Below are 22,644 nucleotides of genomic sequence, written 5' to 3'. Positions count from 1 at the left end.
ATGAAACAATTTCTGATACTCAGCCTTGTGGTCAGTTCAGCCTGTGTACAGGCGGCAAACCGCTATGACAAAGAGATGCTCAGAGCGCTTGGCTACGACGCCAGTGCTGCTGAACTGCTTGATGCAGGCACGCACTTTCTGCCGGGGAAACAGCCCGTCAATATTGTCGTTAACGGTCAAAGCAAAGGGGTGCATATCCTGACATTTGATCAGGCCGGTAATCCCTGCTGGCCAGCCGATCTGCCAGAAAAGCTGGGGATCATCCCCGATCGTTTTCGTCAGGTAGAGGATGCGCGCTGCCTGCAGCTGCCACCGGAAAGCCCGATTCTGCTGGAGCAGCAGGTTGACCGCAGCAGCCTGCTGCTGAAGGTCCCGGCAGGCGACCTGTCTGCGCATCCGCGCTTCTCCAGCGGGGGAAATGCGCTGGTGATGAATTACGATGGCCGACGCTATCAGTACCAGACGCGCGCCGGACAAAACCACCACTCGCAGACGCTGACCTCCGAGATTGGGGGCAATATCAACAACTGGGTACTCCGCAGCGGGCAGAGCTATACCAGCCAGAATGAACACCACCAGCTGACCCGACTCTACAGTTATGCCCAGCGCTCCCTTCCCGGCTGGGCGTCGGTCGTGCAGATAGGTGAGATCACCGCGGGCGACACCCTGTTTTCCGGCATAAACCTGCTGGGCGCACAACTCATGCCAGAACGCAGTGCAGAAAATAGCGGAAACAGCGGCGTGTCGCTGAATCTGCTCTTCTCACAAGCCGGTACTGCCGAGGTCTGGCAGGCAGGCATCCTGCTGAAGACCTATCAGGTCACAGCAGGCATGAACACACTGGCTGACATCCCGGCGATCAATCAGTCCGATGATTTTGAGATCGTCAGCCATGACCAGTCGGGTCATCGTCAGCAGCAGACGATCCCCTATATTCAGGCTCTGACCACGGTTTCTCTGGCAAATGCCGGACTCTCTCTGGCCGCCGGACGTCTGCGCCTGACCGATGAGTCGTTCCCGGTGTTCGTCGGTTCCGCCGGACTTTATCAGAATGGTTTCATGGCTGTGACGGCAGGCGGGCTGATGAGCGAGCACTATCAGGCCGCCTCCTGGCGCACCACGCTGCGGCTGACAGAACGCCTTATCGCTTCCCTGACCCAGACCGCCTCGCAGATGCAGGATTCGGCCGGGGAGCGAGGCAACATGCAGGGCCTCAATCACCAGATCAGCATCAGCGCAGGCGTGACGCCCCGATTATCACTGACTTCTTCCGCCAGCTTTCGCAGCCGTGATTTCAGGGATCCCGGCAGTTCATGGCGCGCCGGAGACGCCCGTCAGGAGAATGGACAGATCCGTTCACAGTACGCCGCGGGGATAAGCTATAGCCAGCCGCAGCTCGGCGTACTCGCCTTTTCCGGCAGCCTGTCACAGAGCTGGCAGAATGCAGAAAGTCTGGGCTACATGTTCAGCTGGGGCCGCACCTTCGGAAAAGTGAACGTCAATCTAGGCATCCAGAAAAACCGGCTCACGCAGGATCAGCGCCACACTGATGACCATTACGTTTACCTCAATTTCGCGGTTCCGCTCGGCAGCCGCAGCAGCGTGCGCAGCTGGGTTAATGACACCCGGGGAAAAACACGCGCCGGCATGGGTTTTGACAGCACCCTGAATGATAAATTTGCCTGGAGCGTCTCCGGGGAGAAAAGTCAGCGTGAAGATGCGTCAGTTGCGGGTTCCGCAACCTGGACCACCAAATACAGTCAGCTGAGCGGCGGCGTTTCGCATAATGAAAACAGCACCAGTTACAACGCGGGCGCGCGCGGCAGCGCCGTCCTGCATAGTGAGGGAGTGACCTTTTCGCCCCGCAAAACAGGCGATACCTTTGGCATTATTTCCCTCAACAGCCCCCAGCCTGACGTCAGTATCCACACCCCTGGCGGCGTGGTGTGGAGCGACCACACGGGTCATGCCATCACCTCCTGGACACCGTGGCAGAAGAATACCGTACAGATCGAAAACCAGAGCCTGCCTGACAATGTCCAGGTCATCAGCGGTATTGCAGACATCACGCCTTACCGCGGCGCTGTAGTGCCGGTGATTCTGCCCGCCTATACGGTTCGCCGGGCGCTGGTGAGCTTCCCGCCAGAGCAAAGTCCTGCACCGGGTGCCCCTGTCAAAAATGGCAAAGGTCACCTGATCGCCTTTGTGAATGAGGATGGCACGCTCTTTTTCGACGACCTGCCGGACGAGCCGCTATTCAGCCTCGACCGCAATGGCAGCCAGTGTGCCATCGATATGCTTACGCCCTGGTATAACCAGCCCGGCACCCTTTATGCCTCACTTTCCGCGAGATGCGTCCCATGAAACAGCTCTCTGTTCTGCCTCTGCTGCTGGCTTTCAGTGGCCTTTTTGCCGCACTCCCTGCCCGTGCGGCGTGCGAAATTCAGCTCAGCGATCCACGGATTGATTACGGTGAAATGACACGGGGCGAGCTGCTCGGTCGCCCGGGCAATGCGCTGACGGCCGTCGAACTGCGGATGGGTGACCCGCGAGAGTCAGAGATCACGGTCATCTGTGACCGCCCGACACCGCTAAAACTGATGTTCAGCGGGCCCGCGAAAGACGCCGACAGCTACCTGTTTGGCGAACAGGGCCGGGCGACGCTGACCCTGCATGATGTGACGCTCGACGATCGTCCGGTCACGATCGAACGAGCCGGAACAGAGGCGGCAGCGATGGCGTTCAGCGCCGGTCAGCCTCTGCAGTTCCGCAAAGAGGGCCAGATTGCCTCTGGCAACACGCTACGTGCAAAAGTGACGATAGTCACCTGGCTGGCTGCCGATGCCACCCGGGTGAGTGAGCGGAAACAGTGGCAGCTTAACGGCAGCTTTATCGTCAGTGATGAGGGTTAACGGCCGCTGAAAAATTATCTCGCGCCTTACCCTGTTTTCCCGCGCAAACCCCATGCTATCTTAAGGTTTTGATTTTTCAGTGGGCAAAATTGATGACTAAGTTGCGGGTAGGGATCGTGTTTGGCGGGAAATCGGCTGAGCATGAAGTGTCGTTGCAGTCGGCCAAAAATATCCTTGAGGCGATAGACAAAACCCGGTTTGACGTGGTGCTGCTGGGCATCGACAAACAGGGGCACTGGCGTCTTAACGATGCGTCCAACTTCTTACTGAACGCTGAAAATCCATCCCTGATCGCCCTGAATCGCGCGGCTGACGATGTGGCGCTGGTACCCGGTCATACTCAGCAGCAGGTTATCACCCGTCACAACGCACATCCGCTGTCGCAGATCGATGTCATCTTCCCTATCGTTCACGGCACGCTCGGTGAGGATGGCTCTCTGCAGGGCCTGCTGCGGATGGCTTCGTTACCCTTTGTCGGCTCAGACGTGCTCGGTTCTGCGGTCAGCATGGATAAAGATTTTACCAAACGCCTGTTACGCGATGCCGGTCTGAAGGTCGCCCCGTGGCTGAGCGTCACCCACGCGCAGCGCGCCCAGCTGGATGCAGAGGCTGTCATTGCCCGCTTTGGCCTGCCGCTGTTTATCAAACCCGCCAATCAGGGTTCATCGGTCGGCGTCAGCAAAGTGGACAGCCTGGAGGAATTTGACGCCGCGCTGGCGCTCGCCTTCTCTTTTGACCGTAAAGTGCTGATTGAACAGGGCATCAAAGGACGCGAAATTGAGTGCGCGGTGCTGGGCAACGATGCGCCCGAAGCCAGCCCCTGCGGCGAAGTGGTGGTGCATGATGCCTTCTACTCCTACGACACCAAATATATCTCGGAGAGCGGCGCGCAGACGGTGGTGCCCGCCGCCCTCTCCACGGAAACCAGCGATGCCATTCGTGAGGTTGCTATTAAAGCCTTCACGGCACTGGAGTGTTTTGGTATGGCGCGCGTCGATGTGTTTTTAACCGACGGCGGCGAGATTATTGTCAACGAAGTGAATACCCTGCCCGGCTTCACCAATATCAGCATGTACCCGAAATTATGGCAGGCAGCCGGACTCAGCTATCAGGATCTGATCAGCCGCCTGATCGACCTGGCCATCGAGCGCCACCAGCAGGCCAGCACCCTGAAAAGCAGCGTCAGCTGAGTACATCGGCGGCGTGGCGTCAGGCCACGTCGCTGGTGAAGGTACGGTAGTTAACCGGTGAGGTCTGGTTGCGGCCGTTGCGTTTCGACAGATAGAGGTTTTTATCTGCCGCAGAGATCAGCCGGTTGATGACGGGGGGCCACTCCGTCGCCTCAGCGGCGCTGTCATGCGCCAGTCCCAGACTGACGGTCACCGTCACGGTATTCCCCTGCAGCCAGAACTTCTCTTTCGCCATCGTCTGCCGGATATTCTCAGCCAGAAAATAGAGTCTCTCCGGGTTCTGATCGAACAGCACCACCACAAACTCCTCGCCGCCAAAACGGCAGATGCGTCCCGCTTTGCCCACCACCCGCTGCATCCGGCGCGCGATCTCTTCCAGCACGCTGTCACCCGCGTCGTGACCAAAATTGTCGTTAATGGCTTTGAAGTAGTCGACATCCAGCAGGATAACGCCCGCTTTGCGTTCAGGGAAGATGGGTTCACTGCGCAGGCTTTCATAGAGACCGGAGCGCGACAGCAGCCGGGTCAGGAAGTCGTAATTCGCCCGCAGCGCCAGGCGCTGGTTAAGCTGGCGGATCGCATCCATACTCGCGGCCACGATCAGCGGGCTGATGGAGATGGTCGCCACCCCCAGCCGGGCCGAGGTGAGATGGTTAAGCGGCAGCATCGCGTCGCTGCCCTGAATGTTCATCACGCCGTGCGACACCAGGATAATTTCGGTAATGCCGGTCAGTAAAATCACCAGGCTGGTCAGCGGCATGGGCAACACCACCGCACACCAGATCAGCGCAGGAACCGGGAACGTCAGGCTGCCCGCGCCACCCATCATCGCCCCGATTGTCAGCGAACCCGCCACGGCGATAACCGGGAGCAGCTTGCGGATGTGCAGAAACTGGCGGGGCGACAGCGACGACCAGTCGCGGGTCAGCAAAAACGGCAGCAGCATCAGCCCGGTGGAGAACTGCTCGCTGAACCAGTCAGCCCATGCCACCGCCAGCCCGGTATCAAAATCAGCCTGCTGCGCCAGCGCGCCCCAGCTGGCACAGGTGAACGCCGCCAGCAGGCAGGCCGGGAAGATTCGCAGCACGCTGGTAATCCGCTCACTGCCGGAATCGTGCTGAAGATGCCTGACCAGCAGCGTCACCGCCACCAGCACAAACAGCACATTCGCCACGTTAAGGGTTAACGCTGAGAACGCCCAGCCCGAAAAAACGGTGTCGTTGAACACCATGGCGGCCAGGATAGCCAGGTAGTAGCGGCCCCGGTGTAGAAAGGGATTGCGGACGATGACGCCCGTCACGATCGCATTGACCGGCCAGAAGAGAGAGAGCTCTTTGGGAAAGCGCAGATGTCCGCCGATAAAACAAAACAGCAGCGTGATTAAAAACAGCAAAAATGCGTTCTTCTTTGCGTTGTGCTCTTCAAACAGCGGTGTGCGCATGCGTCCGGACCTTATCGCGGTGAGGCTGGCTCTCCACGCCAGCCTGAACAGGCGCGTGGTGTCAGAATGATTAAATCCTGAATGCCCTCAATGTCATCCTGCGATAAAACCCCACTTCATGGGCTAACTCAATAAAATGACCCAGTGCCGGGTAAGCACAGCAGATGACAGCAGAAAACGGGGCTTTATTATGCCCCGTCAGTAAAAAAACCGGCTATCCGAGATATCCGATTTTTGCTCTTCTGCTGATGCTGCCGTTGCGCTTCGGGCTATTTTACGGCCACCGGCCACTGACTCAGGCGGATGCCGCGCTTGTCCGCGTTGTCGCCAAAATCTTTCAGCACCGCTTTCACATCGGGATCGATATATTCCGCATTGTCATTATCGATAATCACCACGCTGTTCTCCGGGATCTCATCCAGCAATCCCTGCAGCTTTGGGTTGTGCATGAAAGTCAGGTTCTGCTGAAAGCGCAGGACGTAGTGGTCGTCATAACGGGTAAGCTGCAGCGCGTTGCGATGGCTTTTATAGATGCTGTAGAGGATCTGCGTGGCGATACCGATGCCGATACCGACCAGCATCCCCAGCGTAATAATGCCGACGATGGTCGCCAGGAACGGCACATACTGCTGGGCCCCCATCCGGAACTGTTCGACAAAGAGTTTAGGGGTCGCCAGTTTATAGCCGGTGTAGAGCAGCACCGCGGCCAGGCTGGCCAGGGGAATGGCGTTCAGCATCTCACTGAACCACATGCCGCAGATCAGCAGCAACACACCGTGAATGAAGATGGAGAGCTTTGTCTGCGCCCCCGCGCTGACGTTGACCGAACTGCGCACGATCACCGCTGTTATCGGCATCGCGCCCAGAAAACCGGCGGTCAGATTACCGATGCCCTGAGCGAACATCTCTTTGTTGGGCGACGGCGCGGGCGTCTGCGGACGCAGCTTTTTCAGCGCTTCCTGACTCAGCAGGGTTTCCAGGCTGGCAACCAGAGCCAGCGTCACGGCGACGACCCAGACCTGCGGATTCTGCCAGGCCATCCAGTCAGGCGTTTCCAGCTCAGCCACCAGCGCAGAGACGCTGTCGAAGGCGGGCAGCGAGATGCGTGCCAGCCCCTGCGCCATCTCCGGGAACAGCCTTCCGCCTGCCACCGTAGCGACGCAGCCGACCAGCACCGCAATCAGCGGCCCGGGGATCCAGGCCAGCGCCTTAATGCGTTTGATCGGGGCGGTTGTCCAGAGGCATAGAATGGCTAAACCGACCGCCGCCACGACAATCGACGGCAGTGAGAAGGTCATCTGCCCATTCACCAGCGAAACCAGCTCCGCATCGCCCGCCGCGCCCAGCGCCACCGGGATCTGCTGCATGATCAGCAGCAGGCCAATCGCCGCCAGCATGCCTTTAATCACACTGCCCGGCACCAGCGAGATAAACCGTCCGGCGCGCAACAGACCCAACAGGCACTGCAATGCCCCGGCGATAATCAGCGCGGTGAGGAAGGCGGAGAAGCTGCCCAGCGTCGCCATCGAGGCGACAACGATAGTGACCAGCCCCGCCGCCGGACCGCTGACGGCAAAGCGGGAGGGACTTAACGAGGTGACGACCAGACCGCCAATCACCCCGGTCAGCAGACCGGCAAACGGCGGCAGCCCGCTGGCCTGAGCGATACCCAGACAGAGCGGTAAAGCCACCAGGAAAACCACCAGACCCGCCGGGATGTCGCGGCGCAGGGTATCAGAATTCATCATGAAGGCTCCTCTGAAGATTGATGAATCAGCTCTTTGAGATGGCCGGAGCGCAGGTCATAAACACAACCAAACACCTCCAGTTCCTGGCCCGATTGCCAGATTTGCCTGACCGGCTCAGACTTCACCAGCCTGGCGAATTGCGCTTTAACGTTGGCTTCAACCAGCCGATCGCGTTGTTCATCGGGGGTGGCGTCTGCTGGCCCTTCCTCGGCCAGCCCCTGCTGAATGTCATCACGCAGCCGCTGAATACGCCTTCCCAGTGCGGTGTCCTGCCCTTCCAGCACGCTGCCTGGCAGGTTCTGTGCGGCTTCTACCCCGCCACAGCCGTAATGGCCGCTGAGCACGATGCGTTTCACGTTGAGAAAGAAGAGCGCGTATTGCAGCACGCTCAGCAGATTGTCATCCTCCTCCAGCACCATGTTGGCGATATTGCGGTGCACAAAGAGTTCGCCTGGGTGGGAGCCGGTCAGCACTTCGGCCGGAACACGGCTGTCTGAACAGCCAATCCAGAGCGAGTGCGGTTTTTGCTGATGAAGGGATTTTTTGAAATAGTCTGGATTACGCTGGCGGCGCTGTAATGCCCAACTGCGATTTTTCGCTAATAAGGGTTTAAGTGTCGTCACATTCATCTTCTCTCTACTACCGGGATGTCGCATCCTGGCTGATCACAAAGTGTATCGGCTCACAAATAGCGTGAGAGCCGCCAGGTAAATAAGAACAAGGTCACAGAAAAAGGTTATAGACGTTAACCATTGCCAATGCACGAGCAATATTTCACAACGCTTTAACATGGCGTGATTTGTCAATTAAACGTCAGCAAAAGTCAGAGGAAAGTAAATTTAATTCAGCAGAAGAAAAATGAGGAAACATAAGCAGCGCAGATTAAGACAAGATATATCAGGCGGTTAAAAACTTTAAAATAAAAGGATTAATTTATTGCTGACAAATAAATACAAACACTAACCGCATGGCTTTTTCTTGCCCTGCCCGTTCGCTCCACTTTTACCAGGATTACTCTTAATTAAAAAATTAACCATTAGCACAATCGACCATCTTAATAGCAGAGAGCCAGTTAAATACGCCTGCTTTGAGATAAGAATAAAGCAAGAGATGATTAATTTAATTCGCAGCAAAATAGTGACAGCGGAAAGTAAATCAGGACCAGAATTTAACAGAGCCTGAACGGGTCAGGCTCTTTTTCTTGACGAATTATTTACCGTTCCAGCTTTGCAGGCGCGATTCCCGCACGGAGAGCTGCTGTTCCGGCGTCAGCTTATTGTAATTCTCCGCCATACCGCTCTCCCAGTCGCCGTAAAGCGGGTTCGGCAGCACGATGAACTGCGTGCCAAACTGCTGATGATTGAGATTCACAAAGTCGCGACGCTGCTGATTGCCCTGATGCCAGGTCGCCCCACCGAAATCGTTGAGGTTATCGCCCACGTAGAGCACCACGTTGTAGCCCGCATTTTTGATGGCATCGAAACGCGCCTGCTTGTTGGAGCTGTCGGTATTCAGACGCACCGTTTTTTCACTGACGTCAGGAAAACCGAGCTGCTGCATATTCGCCACCGTGGCGGCGTAATCTTTCTGATCGCGGTTCGACACATAGAACAGCGTGCCGCCGTTCTGGGTGACGTGGCGTGCAAACTCGACCGCGCCGGGCACCGCTTTCGCCTGTCGCGCCTGGGTCCAGGCTGACCAGCTCTTGCTGCTGAACGGCTGACCGTTTTTCGCCTGCCAGGCGCTGTAGGCGCTGTTATCCAGCATGGTTTCGTCCAGATCGACAATCACGGCTTTCGGTTTGCCGGTCAGCGACGGCGCCTGATCGAACGCCATGCGTGCGGTGTTAAACGCCTGCCAGGTCAGCGCCTGATATTCGCCGGACTGCTGGAACCAGTTGACCGCCAGCACCGACTGCTGCCCGAGCTGCTGCTGAGCGGTCTGATGTGACGAGGAGGCGCAGCCGGTCAGCAGCAGGGCAACCAGTCCGGAGGCGGCAAGTTTTGCGGAGGTTTTCATCATTTCATCCTTAAGGTGAGAAAGGGCTGAGGAGACGCTTCAAAAATGTAGCAGTTAACGTAAGCTGTTGGCAGCCCAATGCACGCTGTTATCACAGGAGATTCCTATGGCCGTTATCCCGCGCTCGCCGTTGCTCGACTCGCTGGACTGGGTGGATTATGCCTTTCAGCCCGCCGGTGAGCCACCGCCCGCCGACGGCGCCTGGGGGCATCAGCGCCACAGTGCCACGGTCGTCTTCGACGTCGAAAACACGCCATCCAAAAGCTGCGAGTCGGATGGCATTATCAGCAGCGGGACGCGCCCGGTGGCGGTGTATACCGCTGACTGCCTGCCGGTGCTGATCGCCGATCCTCAGCAGCGCATCGTGGCGGCGGTGCATGCCGGACTGAAAGGCACGCTGGCGGGCGTGCTGATCCGCGCCGTGGAAAAACTGTGCGAACAGGGCAGCGAGCCAGAGAATCTGCTGGTGGCGATCGGCCCGGCACTCGGCCCCTGCTGTTATGAGCTGGCCGAACCTCAGCTGGCGGAGATCGCCCGGAATCCGGCGCTGGCCCGCGGGCTGCGCTGGCACAGGCAGCAGCCGGTCAATGGTGAGGCTCAGCGCCCGCAGGCGACGGCGCGTCAGCAGGGTGTCTGGTTCGATCTGCCGGCGCTGGCGACGCAGATGCTGGTCGATGCGGGCGTTCCGGCTGCGCAGATCGATAATGTCGGCGTCTGCACCTACTGCATGGCCGAGAGCGGTTCAAGCTACCGCTTCAACACCCATACGGGCAGCGGCTATCACTCCCGCTACTCCTGGATCCGGCGGCGATAATCGCGCCCGCCCTGAAAATCGGCCACGGCGGACGCACGGCCTGTCGCGGCTGATGTTGATTTCACTCACACCCTGACACTCTTTCACTTTTTTTTAACACAGAAATGGCTAGAGTTAACTCATCCGACCACTTTATCGTGAGTGATGATCATGGCCGTTCATTCCGACTATCCCGCGCTGTTCAGGCCGCTGGACCTGGGTTTTACCCGACTGAAAAACCGTTTCCTGATGGGCTCCATGCACACCGGCCTGGAAGAGCACCCGGATGGCGCAGCCCGGCTGGCGGCTTTCTATGGCGAGCGCGCGCGCGAAGGCGTCGCGCTGATTGTCACCGGTGGCATTGCCCCCAATGCGCAGGGTGTTACCACCGCCCACGGCGCGATGCTGACAGAGGAGGCGCAGTGTCACTGGCACCGGCAGATTACCGATGCCGTTCATCAGCATCAGGGCAAAATCGCCCTGCAGATCCTGCACACTGGCCGTTACAGCTATCAGCCCGATCTGGTCGCGCCCTCTGCCCTTCAGGCGCCGATCAATCCGTTTACGCCCCAGGCGATGAGCGAGGCGGCGATTGAACAGACTATTGATGACTTTGCGCGCTGCGCCCGCCTGGCCCGAGAGGCCGGCTACGACGGCGTCGAGATCATGGGCTCTGAAGGCTACCTGATTAATCAGTTCCTGGTGAAGCACACCAATCAGCGCAGCGACCGCTGGGGCGGCGACTTCCGCCAGCGAATGCAGTTTGCCCTGGCGGTCACCCGCGCGGTGCGCGCCGCCACCGGCGACCGTTTTATCATTATCTTCCGGCTGTCGATGCTCGATCTGATCAAAGAGGGCAGTACGCTGGAGGAGACGCTGCTGCTGGCGGGCGAGCTGGAGCAGTGTGGGGTCACGCTGTTCAATACCGGTATCGGCTGGCATGAAGCGCGCATCCCGACCATCGCCACCTGCGTGCCGCGCGCGGCCTTTGCCTGGGTCACGCAGCGCCTGCGTGCTCACGTGTCGGTGCCGGTCATCGCCACTAACCGCATCAACCACCCCGCCGTCGCCGAAGAGCTGCTGCAGTCAGGCTGCGCCGATATGGTGTCGATGGCGCGCCCTTTTCTCGCCGATGCCGCCTTTGTCAGCAAAGCGCAGCGCGGCGAACCGGACAGCATTAACACCTGCATCGCCTGTAATCAGGCCTGCCTTGACCAGGTGTTCGCCGGAAAGATCACCTCCTGCCTGGTCAATCCGCGCGCCTGCCACGAGTCGCTGATGCCGGTGATCCCCAGTCGCGCTCCGCGCAGGCTGGCGGTGGTCGGGGGTGGCCCGGCCGGAATGGCCTTTGCCCTGCAGGCGGCCGGGCGCGGACATCAGGTGACGCTGTATGAAGCCGCCGCCGATATCGGCGGCCAGTTCAATATTGCCCGGCTGATCCCCGGCAAAGCGGAGTTCAGTGAAACCCTGCGCTATTTCCGCCACCAGCTGGCGGCCGCCGGGGTGACGGTCAGGACCGGCTGCCGGGTCACGGCCGAGGGGCTGGGTGATGCCGATGAGGTGGTGCTGGCCACCGGCATTCAGCCACGCACGCCGGATATTCCGGGCATCGAGCACCCCAGCGTCCTGAGCTACCTTGAGGTGCTGCGCGATGGGCGTCCGGTGGGGAAACGGGTGGCGATTATCGGAGCCGGTGGCATCGGTTTTGATGTGGCGGAGTTTCTCTCGCAGCCTTCGCATGACGCGGATCGCGCGGCCTTTTACGCTGAGTGGGGTATCGATCAGAGCCTGACGCAGCGCGGCGGTGTGGTGGCCCCCGAGACGCCCGCCGCATTGCGGCAGATCTGGCTGCTGCAGCGCCGCACAGGCAAACCCGGCGCCGGGCTGGCAAAAACCACCGGCTGGATCCACCGGGCCAGTCTGCAGGCGCGCGGCGTGGAGATGTGGGGCGGCGTAGAGTATCTGGCGATTGACGATCGCGGGCTGCACCTGCGGCGCAACGGTGAAACCCTGCTGCTGGCGGTCGATAATGTGATTATCTGCGCCGGACAGGAGCCGCAGCGCGAACTGGAAGCGGCGCTGCGTGCTCGGGGACAGAAGGTGACGGTGATCGGCGGTGCCGATGTGGCGCAGGAACTGGATGCGCGCCGCGCCATCGCACAGGCGACCGCGCTGGCGCTGCGTGTCTGACTAGCGCATTTTTACCGCGCGCAGCACTACAAACTTCTGGTTAGAGGCGACCAGCGTGCAGTTGCCGAACAGCTTTTTCAGCTTCTGGTGATAGTCGAGGTGGCGGTTGCCGACGATGCGCAATTCGCCGCCATATTGCAGACAGCGTTTGGCATCACGGAACATCTGCCACGCCAGGTGATCGGTGACGGCGTGCTGCTGGTGAAACGGCGGGTTGCACAGCACCGCGTGCAGCCGGTCCGAGGGATAGCCGCTCAGCACGTTGTTGACCAGGAACTGACAGCGCGACAGATCTTCCGGACGGTTTACTTCCACGTTAAGCTGGCTGGAGGCGACCGCCATGTAGGACTCATCCAGAAAATGCACCTCAGCCTGCGGGTTCTGTGCCAGCGCCATCAGCCCCACCACGCCGTTGCCGCAGCCCAGATCGACAATCTCGCCTTCGATATTTTCCGGCAGATGCTGCACAAACAGGCGTGCGCCGATATCCAGCGAGCTGCGTGAGAAAACGTTGGCGTAGTTGTGGATCTGATAAGGAGTGCCATCCAGCGGCCAGACCTGCGTGGGACGGGCTTCGCGCAGCGCAGGCTGGCTGAACTGACTGAAGATCAGCCGCGCTTTTTTCCACGCCAGCGAGGTTTTCGTCTCGCCGATGATCTGTTCAAACAGCTGCAGGGTGGAGTTATGGATCTCTTTGGCGCGGGCCGCCGCCAGAATCACCGTCTCCGGGGTCACCACTTCACGAATCGCGCGCAGCTGATGCTCCAGCAGCGCCAGCGTCTTCGGCACTTTAATCAGCACCGCCGCCGGGGAAGCAGGCAGCGCCGCCAGGCTGTCAATAAAGTGGACGTCGCTGTCATCCATCCCGTTGAAAGAGAGGTTCTGCCGGGCGGCCTGCTGGCTCAGCCAGGAGTCGCTGACGTGCCAGACGGGACGCGGATTGAGACCACAGGTTAAGGCTCCAAAACTGTCGTTGAATACCAGCACCGGCCCCTCTGGCAGCGCCTGCTGCAACAGATACTCATCAGCCGCATCCCAGGCTTGTAATGGACTTTCGTCACGCATCTGCGGGAAGCGATGCAGGATCAGTGTGCGATCGTTCAGTTCAAGTTGGCTCATGAATTCTCCGGCGTGGTACACTTTGATTAATTTTCGCCCCGATAAAAAGGGCGCGCAGTATACTCTTTTTCGCCTGGAATCCCTAATGTCCTCACTCATCTACCTTCAGGGTTATCCTGCTCCCCTCCTTGAGCAGGTGCAGACCCTGATTACCCATCAGCGCTTAGGTGCGTTTCTGCAGGAGCGCTATCCCGATACCCACGATGTCGTGAGCGATAAGGCGCTGTATGACTACACCCAGGCGCTGAAAAACCGCTTTATGCGCAACGCGCCGCCGATCAGTAAGGTGGTGTGGGACAACAAAATTAAAGTGATGAAGCATGCGCTGGGGCTGCACACCGCCATCTCGCGCGTGCAGGGCGGCAAACTGCGGGCAAAAGCGGAAATCCGTATCTCCACCTTTTTCCGCCTCGCGCCGGAGCCTTTTCTGCGTATGATCGTGGTGCATGAGCTGGCTCACCTGAAAGAGAAAGATCACGATAAGGCGTTTTACCAGCTCTGCTGCCATATGGAGCCGGATTACCACCAGCTCGAATTTGATGCGCGGCTATGGATGACCGACCAGGCGATGCGCGGCAACGCGGCTTAAAGAAACTCCTGCGCTTTCTGGATCAGACTGGTTTTGGTCAGCGCGCCCTCAAAATGGCGCTCAGCGGGGTTGTTCAGCACCGGCAACCGCTCCAGCGTGACGGCGGCAAAGGCTTCCCACCCTTCACGCATGCTCTGGTTCTGATAGATCACCGGGAAATCCTGATCCATCACGCACTGCACCGGCGAGTCGAGGGTGATCTCCTGTGCCAGCACCCGGCGTGAAATCTCATGAATCGAGACCACGCCGAGGAAAGCCCCCCCGGCGTTGATCACATAGACGTAGCGTTCGCGCTTCAGTGAACTGACCGCCAGCGCCTGCCCCACCGACGCTTCCGGCTGCAACGCCGCGCCGGGAATAATCAGCTCGGCAATGCGCATGTTATCGAAATCATATTTCGCTTCCGAACGGGTGAAGTGATGGCTTACTACCGGGTAGGTGCTGGCCGATTGCAGCCGATAGACCACCATGGAGGCCAGCACCGTGGCAATCATCAGCGGAAACAGCAGGCTGCTGTTGAGGGTCATCTCCAGCACCATCAGCATCGCCATCAGCGGGGCCTGGCTGACCGCCGCCAGCACCGCCGCCATGCCAATAGCGGCATAGAGCAGCACATTGCCGAGCGGCAGATGCAGCATCGCCCCCAGCGTTGCCAGGATCACGCCGAGCAGCGCGCCAATCAGCAGTGACGGCGTAAACAGCCCGCCGACCGCATTCGAGCCCACCGAGAGGCTGGTGGCAACGGTTTTCAGCAGCAGCAGCAGCAGCAGGCCCGGCAGCAGATAGTGGCCCGCCATTACCTTCACAATCACTTCGTAGCCGTTGCCGAGAATATCGGTTGAGAGCAGTGCCAGTAAGCCCACGGCCAGTCCGCCTGCACCGAGGCGCAGCGGCAGGGAGGCGACCCGGCTGAACAGCGCTTTACTGCGGGCAATGCATTTAATCAGCAGCCAGCCCGCCAGACCGGCGCACAAACCAATCAGCACCGTCATCAGCAGGCTGCTGAGATCCATGGCAAAGTTCGCCTCCGCCAGCGGGTAGAGCGCGCTGCGAAAGCCCAGCGTCCACATGGTCATCACCGCCGTGGCGGAGGCGATAATCAGCGGGATCAGCCGCTGCAGGGCGGAGATGCCGAAGGCGATTTCGGCGACGAAGATCGCCGAAGCCAGCGGCGCATGGTAGACCGATGAGAGCCCCGCCGCCGCCGCCATCGCCACCACGTCACTGTTTTTCAGGTTAAGCGAGGCGGGCAGCAGGCGACCAATCGCGCTGCCGCACAGCGCCGAAAGCTGCACCATCGGCCCCTCTTTCCCTATCGACGCGCCGCTGCCGATACTGGCAATGGAGGACAAGGCGCGGAACAGTGAGGTTCGGGTCGGCACCGCATCAAGCCGGGCGTTGATCACCTCAAGGTAGTCGGTTTTCACCGTCTGCTGCTGCTCAATGGCGACCGCATAACGCAGAAAAAAGCCCGCCAGCACACCGCCAGCCCCCACCAGCAGCGGCCAGAAAATCCACGGCCAGAGCGGCAGTAACCCGCTAATCTCCCCGCTGCGGGCAAACAGCAGATGGTTGATCAGTTCAATCACGCCGCGAAAAGCCAGCGTCACCAGCGATGCGGCACACCCGACCGGAATGGCGATCAGCAGTGTGGTCCAGTTTAATGCGTGCTTACTTGCTTTCACCTGCGCTCCCTGGTTGGTGCCTGACATTCATCGCTCCCGCATAGTATTGGAATCGGGATCGCAGGATCAATCCCTGCCCGCCCCTCCCCATTGCACCGCGCCGGAGAGATGTTACTCTGCCGCTTTACCGCTGCCGGAGAGAAAACGTGATTCGTTTTGCCATTGTGGGAACAAACTGGATAACACGCCAGTTTATTGATGCCGCGCATGAAACCGGCGGGATGCAACTCTGTGCGGTCTATTCGCGCAGTCAGCAGCAGGCGGACGCCTTTATTGCCGACTATCCCTGCCAGGCAACCTTTACCTCGCTGGAGGCCCTGGCCGCCAGCCCGGCGATCGATGCGCTCTATCTTGCCAGCCCTAACGCTCTGCACTGCCAGCAGGCACTGCTGTTTATGTCGCACGGCAAGCATGTCATCTGTGAAAAGCCGCTGGCTTCCAATCTGGCCGAGGCGGAGCAGATGATCGCCTGCGCCCGGGAACATCAGGTGGTGCTGTTTGAGGCGTTCAAAACGGCCAGCCTGCCCAATTTCCTGCATTTAAAAGCAGCACTGCCCGCCGTGGGGCGGATGCGGAAAGCCCTGCTGAGTTACTGTCAGTATTCATCGCGCTACCCGCGCTATCTCAATGGTGAAAACCCCAACACCTTTGATCCGCGCTGGTCGAACGGCTCAATCATGGATATCGGTTATTACTGCCTGGCCTCGGCGGTGGCACTGTGGGGCGCGCCGCAGCGGGTGCAGGCCAGCGCCACGCTGCTTGAGAGTGGTGTGGACGGACATGGGGTGGTGGTGCTCGACTACGGCGATTTTGACGTGACGATTCTGCACTCGAAAGTCAGTGACTCCAGCCTGCCCAGCGAGATTCAGGGAGAAGCCGGATCGCTGCTTATTGAGAAGTTATCGGAGTGTCAGCAGCTGACCTTTATGCCCCGCGGCGGAGAAAAGCAGGTGTTAAGTCAGCCGCAGCATAGCAACACGATGCGTTATGAGGCGGCCGAATTTGCCCGGCTGGTGGCGCAGCGTCAGGTGGCGCATCCCGGGCTTGCGATCTCACGCACCACGGCGGCACTGCTGACTGAAATCCGTCGACAGACCGGTGTTATCTTCCCGGCCGATCGGGCGGTTGTGTAAATATTTCTAAATATGTCTGCGAGCTGTTGCTTCCTGGGCGGTGAAACCGTAACGTAGCTTTCTGCAAAGGGGAGTAACTTGTAATCTGATTGATCGTCACTACGTTGCGCAAGCATCCGGTCGTCAGGCAACCCGGAATCGATTTCTGTGTTGTAAGTGAGACCTTGCCGGAAGGCGAGGTTTGCTTACACAAAAATAAGCGGCTGATGTCTTCTGACTTCAGCCGTTTTTTTATTTTTCAGACAGGATACGAATATGCAAACTGTGGGGACACCTTTACTCTGGGGCAGCTTTGCGGTTGTGGTGCTTATCATGCTGGCTATCGACCTGCTGTTGCAGGGACGCCGCGGCGCGCAGACCATGTCTTTCAAACAGGCGGCAATCTGGTCGCTGATCTGGGTTTCCGTCTCACTGCTGTTCAGCGCCGCTTTCTGGTGGTATCTGGAAGGCAGCGCAGGACGCGAAGTGGCAAACACCCAGACACTCGCCTTCCTGACCGGTTACGTGCTGGAAAAAGCACTGGCGGTGGATAACGTCTTTGTCTGGCTGATGCTCTTCAGCTACTTCTCTATTCCGGCCAACCTGCAGCGTCGCGTGCTGATCTACGGGGTATTAGGCGCTATCGTGCTGCGTACCATCATGATCTTCGCCGGTAGCTGGCTGGTGACCCAGTTCAGCTGGATCCTCTATGTGTTCGGTGCCTTCCTGCTGTTTACCGGGGTGAAAATGGCGCTGGCGAAAGAGGATGATGGCGCAGTAGGCGACAAGCCGGTGGTGCGCTGGCTGCGTAAGCATCTGCGCATGACGGACGATCTCGACGGTGAGAAGTTCTTTACCCGCAAAAACGGCGTGCTGTTTGCGACACCGCTGCTGCTGGTGCTGATCATGGTGGAGCTGAGCGACGTGATCTTTGCGGTCGACAGTATTCCGGCGATCTTCGCCGTCACCACGGACCCGTTCATCGTCCTGACCTCAAACCTGTTTGCCATTCTGGGTCTGCGTGCCATGTACTTCCTGCTGGCGAACGTGGCAGAGCGCTTCTCGATGCTGAAGTATGGCCTGGCGATTGTGCTGGTGTTCATCGGCTTTAAGATGCTGATTGTCGACCTCTACCACATCCCGGTCGGCATCTCGCTGAGTGTGGTCGGTCTCATTCTGGCATCAACCCTGCTGATTAATGCCTGGGTTAACCGCAAAAGAGACCAGAAAAAGCTCGCACCATAATTACCTGCGGGGGCAGCGGATGCCCCTGTTTTATTTTGTGGCAGCCTGCCGCGCCATTTCATCCCTCTGTCACACTTCCACTATTCAGCATAATAAAAATCTGACGCGCTCCACAGCGGCAGAACTTTCTCTTTTCTCGTCCGATCTTTTCCTTATACTCCGCCGGGCAAACCGTTTTAGCCGATGCAAAACATCGCGCCTGAAACTACATTCGCGACAAAATATAGAAACTATTATGCAGAAAACTCTCTCCGCACGTCTGGGTACGCTACTCGCCGGTAGCCTGGTGAAGCAAATCATGATTGGGCTGGTCGCCGGTGTCGCGCTCGCCTGGATCTCACACGATGCCGCGTTAGCGGTCGGCCTGCTGGGCGAACTGTTTGTCAGTGCGCTGAAAGCGGTTGCTCCCTTACTGGTTCTGGTGCTGGTCATCGCCTCGATTGCGAACCACCAGCAGGGCCAGAAAACCAACATCCGGCCGATTATCATGCTCTATCTGCTGAGCACCTTTTTCGCGGCAGTGGTCGCGGTGCTGTTCAGCCATCTGATCCCGCAGACGCTGACGCTGGCGGTCGGGAGTACCGAAATCGTTCCCCCTTCCGGCATCACGGAAGTCCTGCACGGGCTACTGATGAGCATGGTATCGAATCCGATCACCGCGCTGATGCAGGCGAACTACATCGGTATTCTGGTGTGGGCGATTGGTCTGGGTCTGGCGTTCCGTCACAGCAGTGACACCACCCGCGCCTTTCTTAATGACGCGTCCGAAGCCGTGACCTGGCTAGTGCGCTGCGTCATCCGCTGTGCGCCTGTCGGTATTTTCGGTCTGGTGGCGTCAATACTGGCCTCCACCGGCTTTGGTGCGCTGTGGCAGTATGCGCATCTGCTGGCGCTGCTGCTGGGCTGTATGGTGCTGATGGCGCTGGTGGTTAACCCGCTGCTGGTGTTCTGGAAGATCCGCCGTAACCCTTATCCGCTGGTCTTCACCTGCCTGCGCGAAAGTGGCGTCACCGCCTTCTTTACCCGCAGTTCTGCCGCCAACATTCCGGTGAATATGGCGCTGGCGAAACGTCTAAAGCTGGATGAGGATACCTATTCGGTGTCGATTCCGCTGGGCGCGACCATCAGTATGGCGGGCGCGTCAATCACCATTACCGTGCTGACGCTGGCGGCGGTGCATACGCTGGGGATCAGCATTGATGTGCCGACTGCCATTCTGCTGAGTCTGGTGGCCTCCCTCTGTGCCTGTGGCGCATCGGGTGTGGCGGGCGGTTCACTGCTGCTGATCCCGGTGGCCTGCAACATGTTTGGTATTCCGAATGACCTGGCGATGCAGGTGGTGGCTGTCGGCTTTATTATCGGCGTCCTGCAGGATTCGGCAGAAACCGCGCTGAACTCGTCAACGGATATTCTGTTTACCGCCGCTGTCTGTCAGGCAGAAGCGGAGCGCGAAACCAGCCGGGCTTGAGATCGTTATCACCGTCGGTTAATCCTCTGCCCTTCGCGAATGGCAGAGTCCGATCGCAAAGTCGCTTTACGCATCCCTGCTCGCTCGGCCCGCGCCTTCCCTGGCGCGGGACGCTTTGCTCTTCGGACTCAGCCATCCGCTCTCTGAGCTTTTGAGCGTTCTGAACGATCAGGATCGCTTGTTGATTTCAGAGCGTCACCCCGCTTTTGAAAATCGCCAGCTCGCGGAAGTCGTTCTTTTCGTTGTTGGTGGGCTGACCGCTGGCAATCGCCACGATGGTATCGACAAAATCTTCCAGCATCGCCTCCATGCTCATCCCCTCAATCAGCCGTCCGGCATTAAAGTCGATCCAGTGCGGTTTTTTCTCCGCCAGCGGCGTATTCGTCGCCAGCTTCACCGTAGGCACAAACCCCCCATAGGGCGTGCCGCGTCCGGTACTGAACAGCACCATGTGGCATCCGGCACCCGCCAGGGCGCTGGTGGCGACCGCATCGTTGCCCGGTGCACTCAGCAGATTCAGTCCCGGCGTGGTTAACCGCTCGCCATATTTCAGGACATCGACCACCTGGCTCTGCCCCGCTTTCTGGGTGCACCCCAGCGACTTCTCCTCCAGCGTAGTAATGCCACCCGCCTTGTTGCCCGGCGAGGGATTCTCATAGATCGGCTGCTGGTGATCGATAAAGTACTGCTTGAAGTCGTTGATCATCGCGACCGTTTTATGGAAGGTCTCCTCGTCGCGACAGCGGCTCATCAGAATCCGCTCCGCGCCAAACATCTCCGGCACCTCGGTCAGCACGGTGGTGCCGCCGTTGGCGATCATCTGGTCGGAGAAACGTCCCAGCAGCGGGTTGGCCGTGATGCCGGAGAAGCCGTCCGAGCCGCCACACTCCAGCCCGAACTTCAGCTCGCTGAGCCTGCCCGGTTCACGCCGGTCATGACGCATCTTCTGATAGAGCGAATGCAGACGTTCCAGTCCGGCTTCCACCTCATCGTCATGCTGCTGACACACCATAAATTCCACCCGGTCACTTTCAAAAGCACCGAGGGTGTCACGGAAGACATCGACCTGATTGTTCTCACACCCCAGACCAATCACCAGCACAGCGCCCGCGTTGGGATGCCGCACCATGTTTTGCAGCATAGTGCGGGTGTTGTCGTGATCCTGCCCCAGCTGCGAGCAGCCAAAGGTGTGGCTGAACAGGAACGCGCCATCGATATCTTCCGCCTGCTGCGTCTCCTGCAGGAAACGCTGCAGGATCTGACGCGCAATGCCGTTGACGCAGCCGACGGTGGGCAGGATCCACAGTTCGTTGCGGATGCCGACCTCGCCACTGGCGCGCCGGTAGATCTGCACCTCCCGATCGCCACGCTGCGGCGGCAGCGTCACGACGTCGGGCTGATATGCATAGTGGTCCAGATCGCTGAGATTGGTGCGGGCATTCTGCGAGTGGATCAGCTCTCCGGCCGCCACCGGCTGCGTGGCATGGCCAATCGGCAGGCCATATTTGATCACTGGCTCATTCTGCCCGACAGGCTGCAGGGCAAATTTATGCCCGCGCCCGACGGCCTGTTGCAGCACCACACGCTGTGGTGGCAGCTCAACCGTCGCGCCCGCGGCCAAGTCCCGTAACGCCACGGCGACATTGTCGCGGGGATCGATTTTAATTGCGTCTTGCATCGCGTGACCTCAGTTGACTCAGCGCCTCACGAACGCCGTGGACGGTAATGTTTTGCAGGTGCCGGGTAACCGTCTCAGCCAGCCCGGGCTGACGGGTTAAATCTTCGCCCCAGTGCTGCGCATCGCTGAGCACGTTCTCCACCAGCTGCTGCAGCGACATCGCCCCGCGCTCCTGCCCCTGCCAGGCATCGGCATAGCGCTGTAACCAGTTAGGATCATCCTGCAGCGGCCACGCTTTTCCGGCCAGCCTGCCGCGATAAAAGGCGATCAGCGCCGCCAGCGCAAAGGTAATGTGCACCGGCCACTGCCCGGTTTGCTGATGTGCGGTAAGCAGTGGCGTCAGCAGGCGGGTGCGGAATTTGGTCATGCTGTTCAGGGCAATCGACAGCAGCGCATGGCGAATAAAGGGATTACGGAAACGGCGCAGAACCGCATCGGCAAAGGCATGAAGCTCCGCAGCAGGCAGATCCAGCGTTGGGATGACATCCTCGCGCAGTAACGACGCCACAAACCCGGCAATAGCCGGATCGGCCATCGCCTCGCCCACGCTCTCCAGACCGGCCAGAAACGCCACCGGCACCATCGCGGTATGGGCACCATTCAGGATCGCCACCTTCTGCGCTTTATAGGGCGCGATGTTGTCCACATGCCGCACCTGCGGCGACAGCGCCTCCAGCTTCAGTTCACTGAACAGCGCCGACGGCCCCTGAATCACAAACTGGTAGTAGACTTCGCCCGCCACCAGATAGCGATCTTCATAGCCCAGATCGCTTTGCATCTGCTCACTCTCCGCCGGGAACCCGGTGACGATGCGATCGACAAGGGTGTTATAGAAAGCGCAGTGCTGATGCACCCAGCTTTTAAATTCGGTCGGCAGATGCCAGTGATCGGCGTAGCGCAGCACCTGCTCACGCAGCGTGTCGCCGTTGTGGTCAATCAGCTCGCACGGCACCACCAGCCAGCCGCGGTCGCTGGCCCCACTGAAGTGGGAGTAGCGCGCCCACAGCAGCTGCGTCAGTTTACCCGGGAAGCTGCTGGCGGGCTGGTCGGTGAGCTGGTCCGCCTCCGCAAAGGCGATACCCGCCTCGGTGGTGTTTGAGAAAACCATGCGCAGGTCAGGATTTTGCGCCAGCGCCATAAAGTCGCCGAACTGCTGATAAGGGTGGATCTCACGGTTCAGACTGCGGATGAGGCGGGTTTCACTGACCGGCTCACCCTGCGCGTTCAGCCCGCGAATCAGCGTGGTGTAGAGTCCCTCCTGCTGATTCAGCGTATCGCTGACGTCCCGGTTGCGAGGCCGCACCACCACGATCCCGGCATCGGTGCCCTGATGCTCGTTCAGCCAGTCGATCTGCCAGTCGATAAAGGCGCGCAGGAAATTGCCTTCGCCAAACTGGATTACCCGGTCGCGATAGCGCGCGCCCGGAAAGTCGCGGCGGTTCAGCCTCTGCATCA

At 59.3% G+C, this 22,644-nt stretch carries 17 protein-coding genes; 9 read left to right on the top strand and 8 right to left on the bottom strand.

Annotation, left to right across the window (positions count from 1 at the left end):
* The 3 genes from HFD92_RS18310 to ddlA all read left to right on the top strand — a co-directional run bounded on the left by HFD92_RS18310 (position 1) and on the right by ddlA (position 4,102).
* On the top strand, positions 1 to 2,364 hold the full coding sequence (locus tag HFD92_RS18310; RefSeq protein WP_167429433.1) for a fimbria/pilus outer membrane usher protein: 2,364 nt from the start codon (positions 1 to 3) through the stop codon (positions 2,362 to 2,364).
* Positions 2,361 to 2,912 (top strand): hypothetical protein, encoded by a 552-nt coding sequence (locus HFD92_RS18305; protein WP_167429432.1) that lies wholly within the window; start codon positions 2,361 to 2,363, stop codon positions 2,910 to 2,912. Before HFD92_RS18310 ends, HFD92_RS18305 begins: the two co-directional genes overlap by 4 nt.
* A 92-nt stretch (positions 2,913 to 3,004) precedes the next feature.
* Complete coding sequence (gene ddlA / locus HFD92_RS18300; protein ID WP_167429431.1) at positions 3,005 to 4,102, top strand: D-alanine--D-alanine ligase; 1,098 nt, start codon at positions 3,005 to 3,007, stop codon at positions 4,100 to 4,102.
* A gap of 19 nt (positions 4,103 to 4,121) precedes the next feature.
* On the opposite strand, the gene HFD92_RS18295 is transcribed toward ddlA, so the two are convergent.
* The 4 genes from HFD92_RS18295 to HFD92_RS18280 form a co-directional block, all read right to left on the bottom strand.
* Positions 4,122 to 5,543, bottom strand: a complete 1,422-nt coding sequence (locus HFD92_RS18295; RefSeq protein WP_167429430.1) for a GGDEF domain-containing protein — start codon at positions 5,541 to 5,543, stop codon at positions 4,122 to 4,124.
* Positions 5,544 to 5,812: 269 nt separating this feature from the next.
* Positions 5,813 to 7,288 carry a SulP family inorganic anion transporter gene (locus HFD92_RS18290; RefSeq protein WP_009087324.1) on the bottom strand — a complete coding sequence of 492 codons (1,476 nt, stop codon included), beginning with the start codon at positions 7,286 to 7,288 and terminating at the stop codon, positions 5,813 to 5,815.
* Entirely contained in the window at positions 7,288 to 7,920 is a 633-nt protein-coding gene (locus HFD92_RS18285) for a carbonic anhydrase (protein ID WP_033736060.1), read from the bottom strand. Before HFD92_RS18285 ends, HFD92_RS18290 begins: the two co-directional genes overlap by 1 nt.
* A 580-nt stretch (positions 7,921 to 8,500) precedes the next feature.
* On the bottom strand, positions 8,501 to 9,310 hold the full coding sequence (locus tag HFD92_RS18280; RefSeq protein ID WP_150030263.1) for a 5'-nucleotidase, lipoprotein e(P4) family: 810 nt from the start codon (positions 9,308 to 9,310) through the stop codon (positions 8,501 to 8,503).
* Between the two features lie 106 nt (positions 9,311 to 9,416).
* Between HFD92_RS18280 and HFD92_RS18275 the strand changes: the two genes are divergently transcribed.
* Entirely contained in the window at positions 9,417 to 10,124 is a 708-nt protein-coding gene (locus tag HFD92_RS18275) for a polyphenol oxidase family protein (protein ID WP_167429429.1), read from the top strand.
* A gap of 150 nt (positions 10,125 to 10,274) precedes the next feature.
* Positions 10,275 to 12,293, top strand: a complete 2,019-nt coding sequence (locus tag HFD92_RS18270; RefSeq protein ID WP_167429428.1) for an NADPH-dependent 2,4-dienoyl-CoA reductase — start codon at positions 10,275 to 10,277, stop codon at positions 12,291 to 12,293.
* Here the strand turns inward: HFD92_RS18270 and rlmG are convergent, their stop codons facing one another.
* Positions 12,294 to 13,412 carry a 23S rRNA (guanine(1835)-N(2))-methyltransferase RlmG gene (gene rlmG, locus HFD92_RS18265; RefSeq protein ID WP_058956445.1) on the bottom strand — a complete coding sequence of 373 codons (1,119 nt, stop codon included), beginning with the start codon at positions 13,410 to 13,412 and terminating at the stop codon, positions 12,294 to 12,296. It abuts the gene before it with no gap.
* Positions 13,413 to 13,497: 85 nt separating this feature from the next.
* Here rlmG and HFD92_RS18260 point away from each other — a divergent pair, with 85 nt between their 5' ends.
* Positions 13,498 to 14,001 (top strand): M48 family metallopeptidase, encoded by a 504-nt coding sequence (locus HFD92_RS18260; RefSeq protein ID WP_009087337.1) that lies wholly within the window; start codon positions 13,498 to 13,500, stop codon positions 13,999 to 14,001.
* Here HFD92_RS18260 and HFD92_RS18255 read toward each other — a convergent pair.
* A complete protein-coding gene (locus HFD92_RS18255; protein WP_167429466.1) occupies positions 13,998 to 15,686 on the bottom strand; it encodes a chloride channel protein in 1,689 nt (562 codons plus the stop codon). The two genes, HFD92_RS18260 and HFD92_RS18255, sit on opposite strands and share 4 nt — an antisense overlap.
* Positions 15,687 to 15,832: 146 nt before the next feature.
* Between HFD92_RS18255 and HFD92_RS18250 the strand changes: the two genes are divergently transcribed.
* The 3 genes from HFD92_RS18250 (at position 15,833) to sstT (ending at position 19,511) form a co-directional block, all read left to right on the top strand.
* Positions 15,833 to 16,819, top strand: a complete 987-nt coding sequence (locus tag HFD92_RS18250) for a Gfo/Idh/MocA family protein (RefSeq protein WP_167429427.1) — start codon at positions 15,833 to 15,835, stop codon at positions 16,817 to 16,819.
* Positions 16,820 to 17,074: 255 nt separating this feature from the next.
* On the top strand, positions 17,075 to 18,043 hold the full coding sequence (locus tag HFD92_RS18245) for a TerC family protein (protein ID WP_009087344.1): 969 nt from the start codon (positions 17,075 to 17,077) through the stop codon (positions 18,041 to 18,043).
* 235 nt (positions 18,044 to 18,278) lie between these two features.
* On the top strand, positions 18,279 to 19,511 hold the full coding sequence (gene sstT, locus HFD92_RS18240) for a serine/threonine transporter SstT (RefSeq protein ID WP_111208118.1): 1,233 nt from the start codon (positions 18,279 to 18,281) through the stop codon (positions 19,509 to 19,511).
* A 187-nt stretch (positions 19,512 to 19,698) separates the two neighbouring features.
* On the opposite strand, the gene HFD92_RS18235 is transcribed toward sstT, so the two are convergent.
* Entirely contained in the window at positions 19,699 to 21,189 is a 1,491-nt protein-coding gene (locus HFD92_RS18235; protein ID WP_167429426.1) for a UxaA family hydrolase, read from the bottom strand.
* A complete protein-coding gene (locus HFD92_RS18230) occupies positions 21,173 to 22,642 on the bottom strand; it encodes a tagaturonate reductase (RefSeq protein ID WP_167429465.1) in 1,470 nt (489 codons plus the stop codon). Before HFD92_RS18230 ends, HFD92_RS18235 begins: the two co-directional genes overlap by 17 nt.
* Between the last annotated feature and the right edge of the window lie 2 nt (positions 22,643 to 22,644).

The organism is Pantoea sp. EKM101V, assembly GCF_011800325.1.
Lineage (GTDB): Bacteria > Pseudomonadota > Gammaproteobacteria > Enterobacterales > Enterobacteriaceae > Pantoea > Pantoea anthophila.
This window is presented reverse-complemented; position numbering and strand designations above follow the sequence as displayed.

Bases quoted from the DNA above. Each gene is read 5' to 3' on its own strand.
- HFD92_RS18260 (WP_009087337.1), top strand. From the start codon at position 13,498: ATGTCCTCACTCATCTACCTTCAGGGTTATCCTGCTCCCCTCCTTGAG.
- HFD92_RS18310 (WP_167429433.1), top strand. From the start codon at position 1: ATGAAACAATTTCTGATACTCAGCCTTGTGGTCAGTTCAGCCTGTGTA.
- rlmG (WP_058956445.1), bottom strand. From the start codon at position 13,412: ATGAGCCAACTTGAACTGAACGATCGCACACTGATCCTGCATCGCTTC.
- sstT (WP_111208118.1), top strand. From the start codon at position 18,279: ATGCAGAAAACTCTCTCCGCACGTCTGGGTACGCTACTCGCCGGTAGC.
- HFD92_RS18280 (WP_150030263.1), bottom strand. From the start codon at position 9,310: ATGAAAACCTCCGCAAAACTTGCCGCCTCCGGACTGGTTGCCCTGCTG.
- HFD92_RS18235 (WP_167429426.1), bottom strand. From the start codon at position 21,189: ATGCAAGACGCAATTAAAATCGATCCCCGCGACAATGTCGCCGTGGCG.
- HFD92_RS18270 (WP_167429428.1), top strand. From the start codon at position 10,275: ATGGCCGTTCATTCCGACTATCCCGCGCTGTTCAGGCCGCTGGACCTG.
- ddlA (WP_167429431.1), top strand. From the start codon at position 3,005: ATGACTAAGTTGCGGGTAGGGATCGTGTTTGGCGGGAAATCGGCTGAG.
- HFD92_RS18285 (WP_033736060.1), bottom strand. From the start codon at position 7,920: ATGAATGTGACGACACTTAAACCCTTATTAGCGAAAAATCGCAGTTGG.
- HFD92_RS18275 (WP_167429429.1), top strand. From the start codon at position 9,417: ATGGCCGTTATCCCGCGCTCGCCGTTGCTCGACTCGCTGGACTGGGTG.
- HFD92_RS18245 (WP_009087344.1), top strand. From the start codon at position 17,075: ATGCAAACTGTGGGGACACCTTTACTCTGGGGCAGCTTTGCGGTTGTG.
- HFD92_RS18305 (WP_167429432.1), top strand. From the start codon at position 2,361: ATGAAACAGCTCTCTGTTCTGCCTCTGCTGCTGGCTTTCAGTGGCCTT.
- HFD92_RS18290 (WP_009087324.1), bottom strand. From the start codon at position 7,288: ATGAATTCTGATACCCTGCGCCGCGACATCCCGGCGGGTCTGGTGGTT.
- HFD92_RS18295 (WP_167429430.1), bottom strand. From the start codon at position 5,543: ATGCGCACACCGCTGTTTGAAGAGCACAACGCAAAGAAGAACGCATTT.
- HFD92_RS18230 (WP_167429465.1), bottom strand. From the start codon at position 22,642: ATGCAGAGGCTGAACCGCCGCGACTTTCCGGGCGCGCGCTATCGCGAC.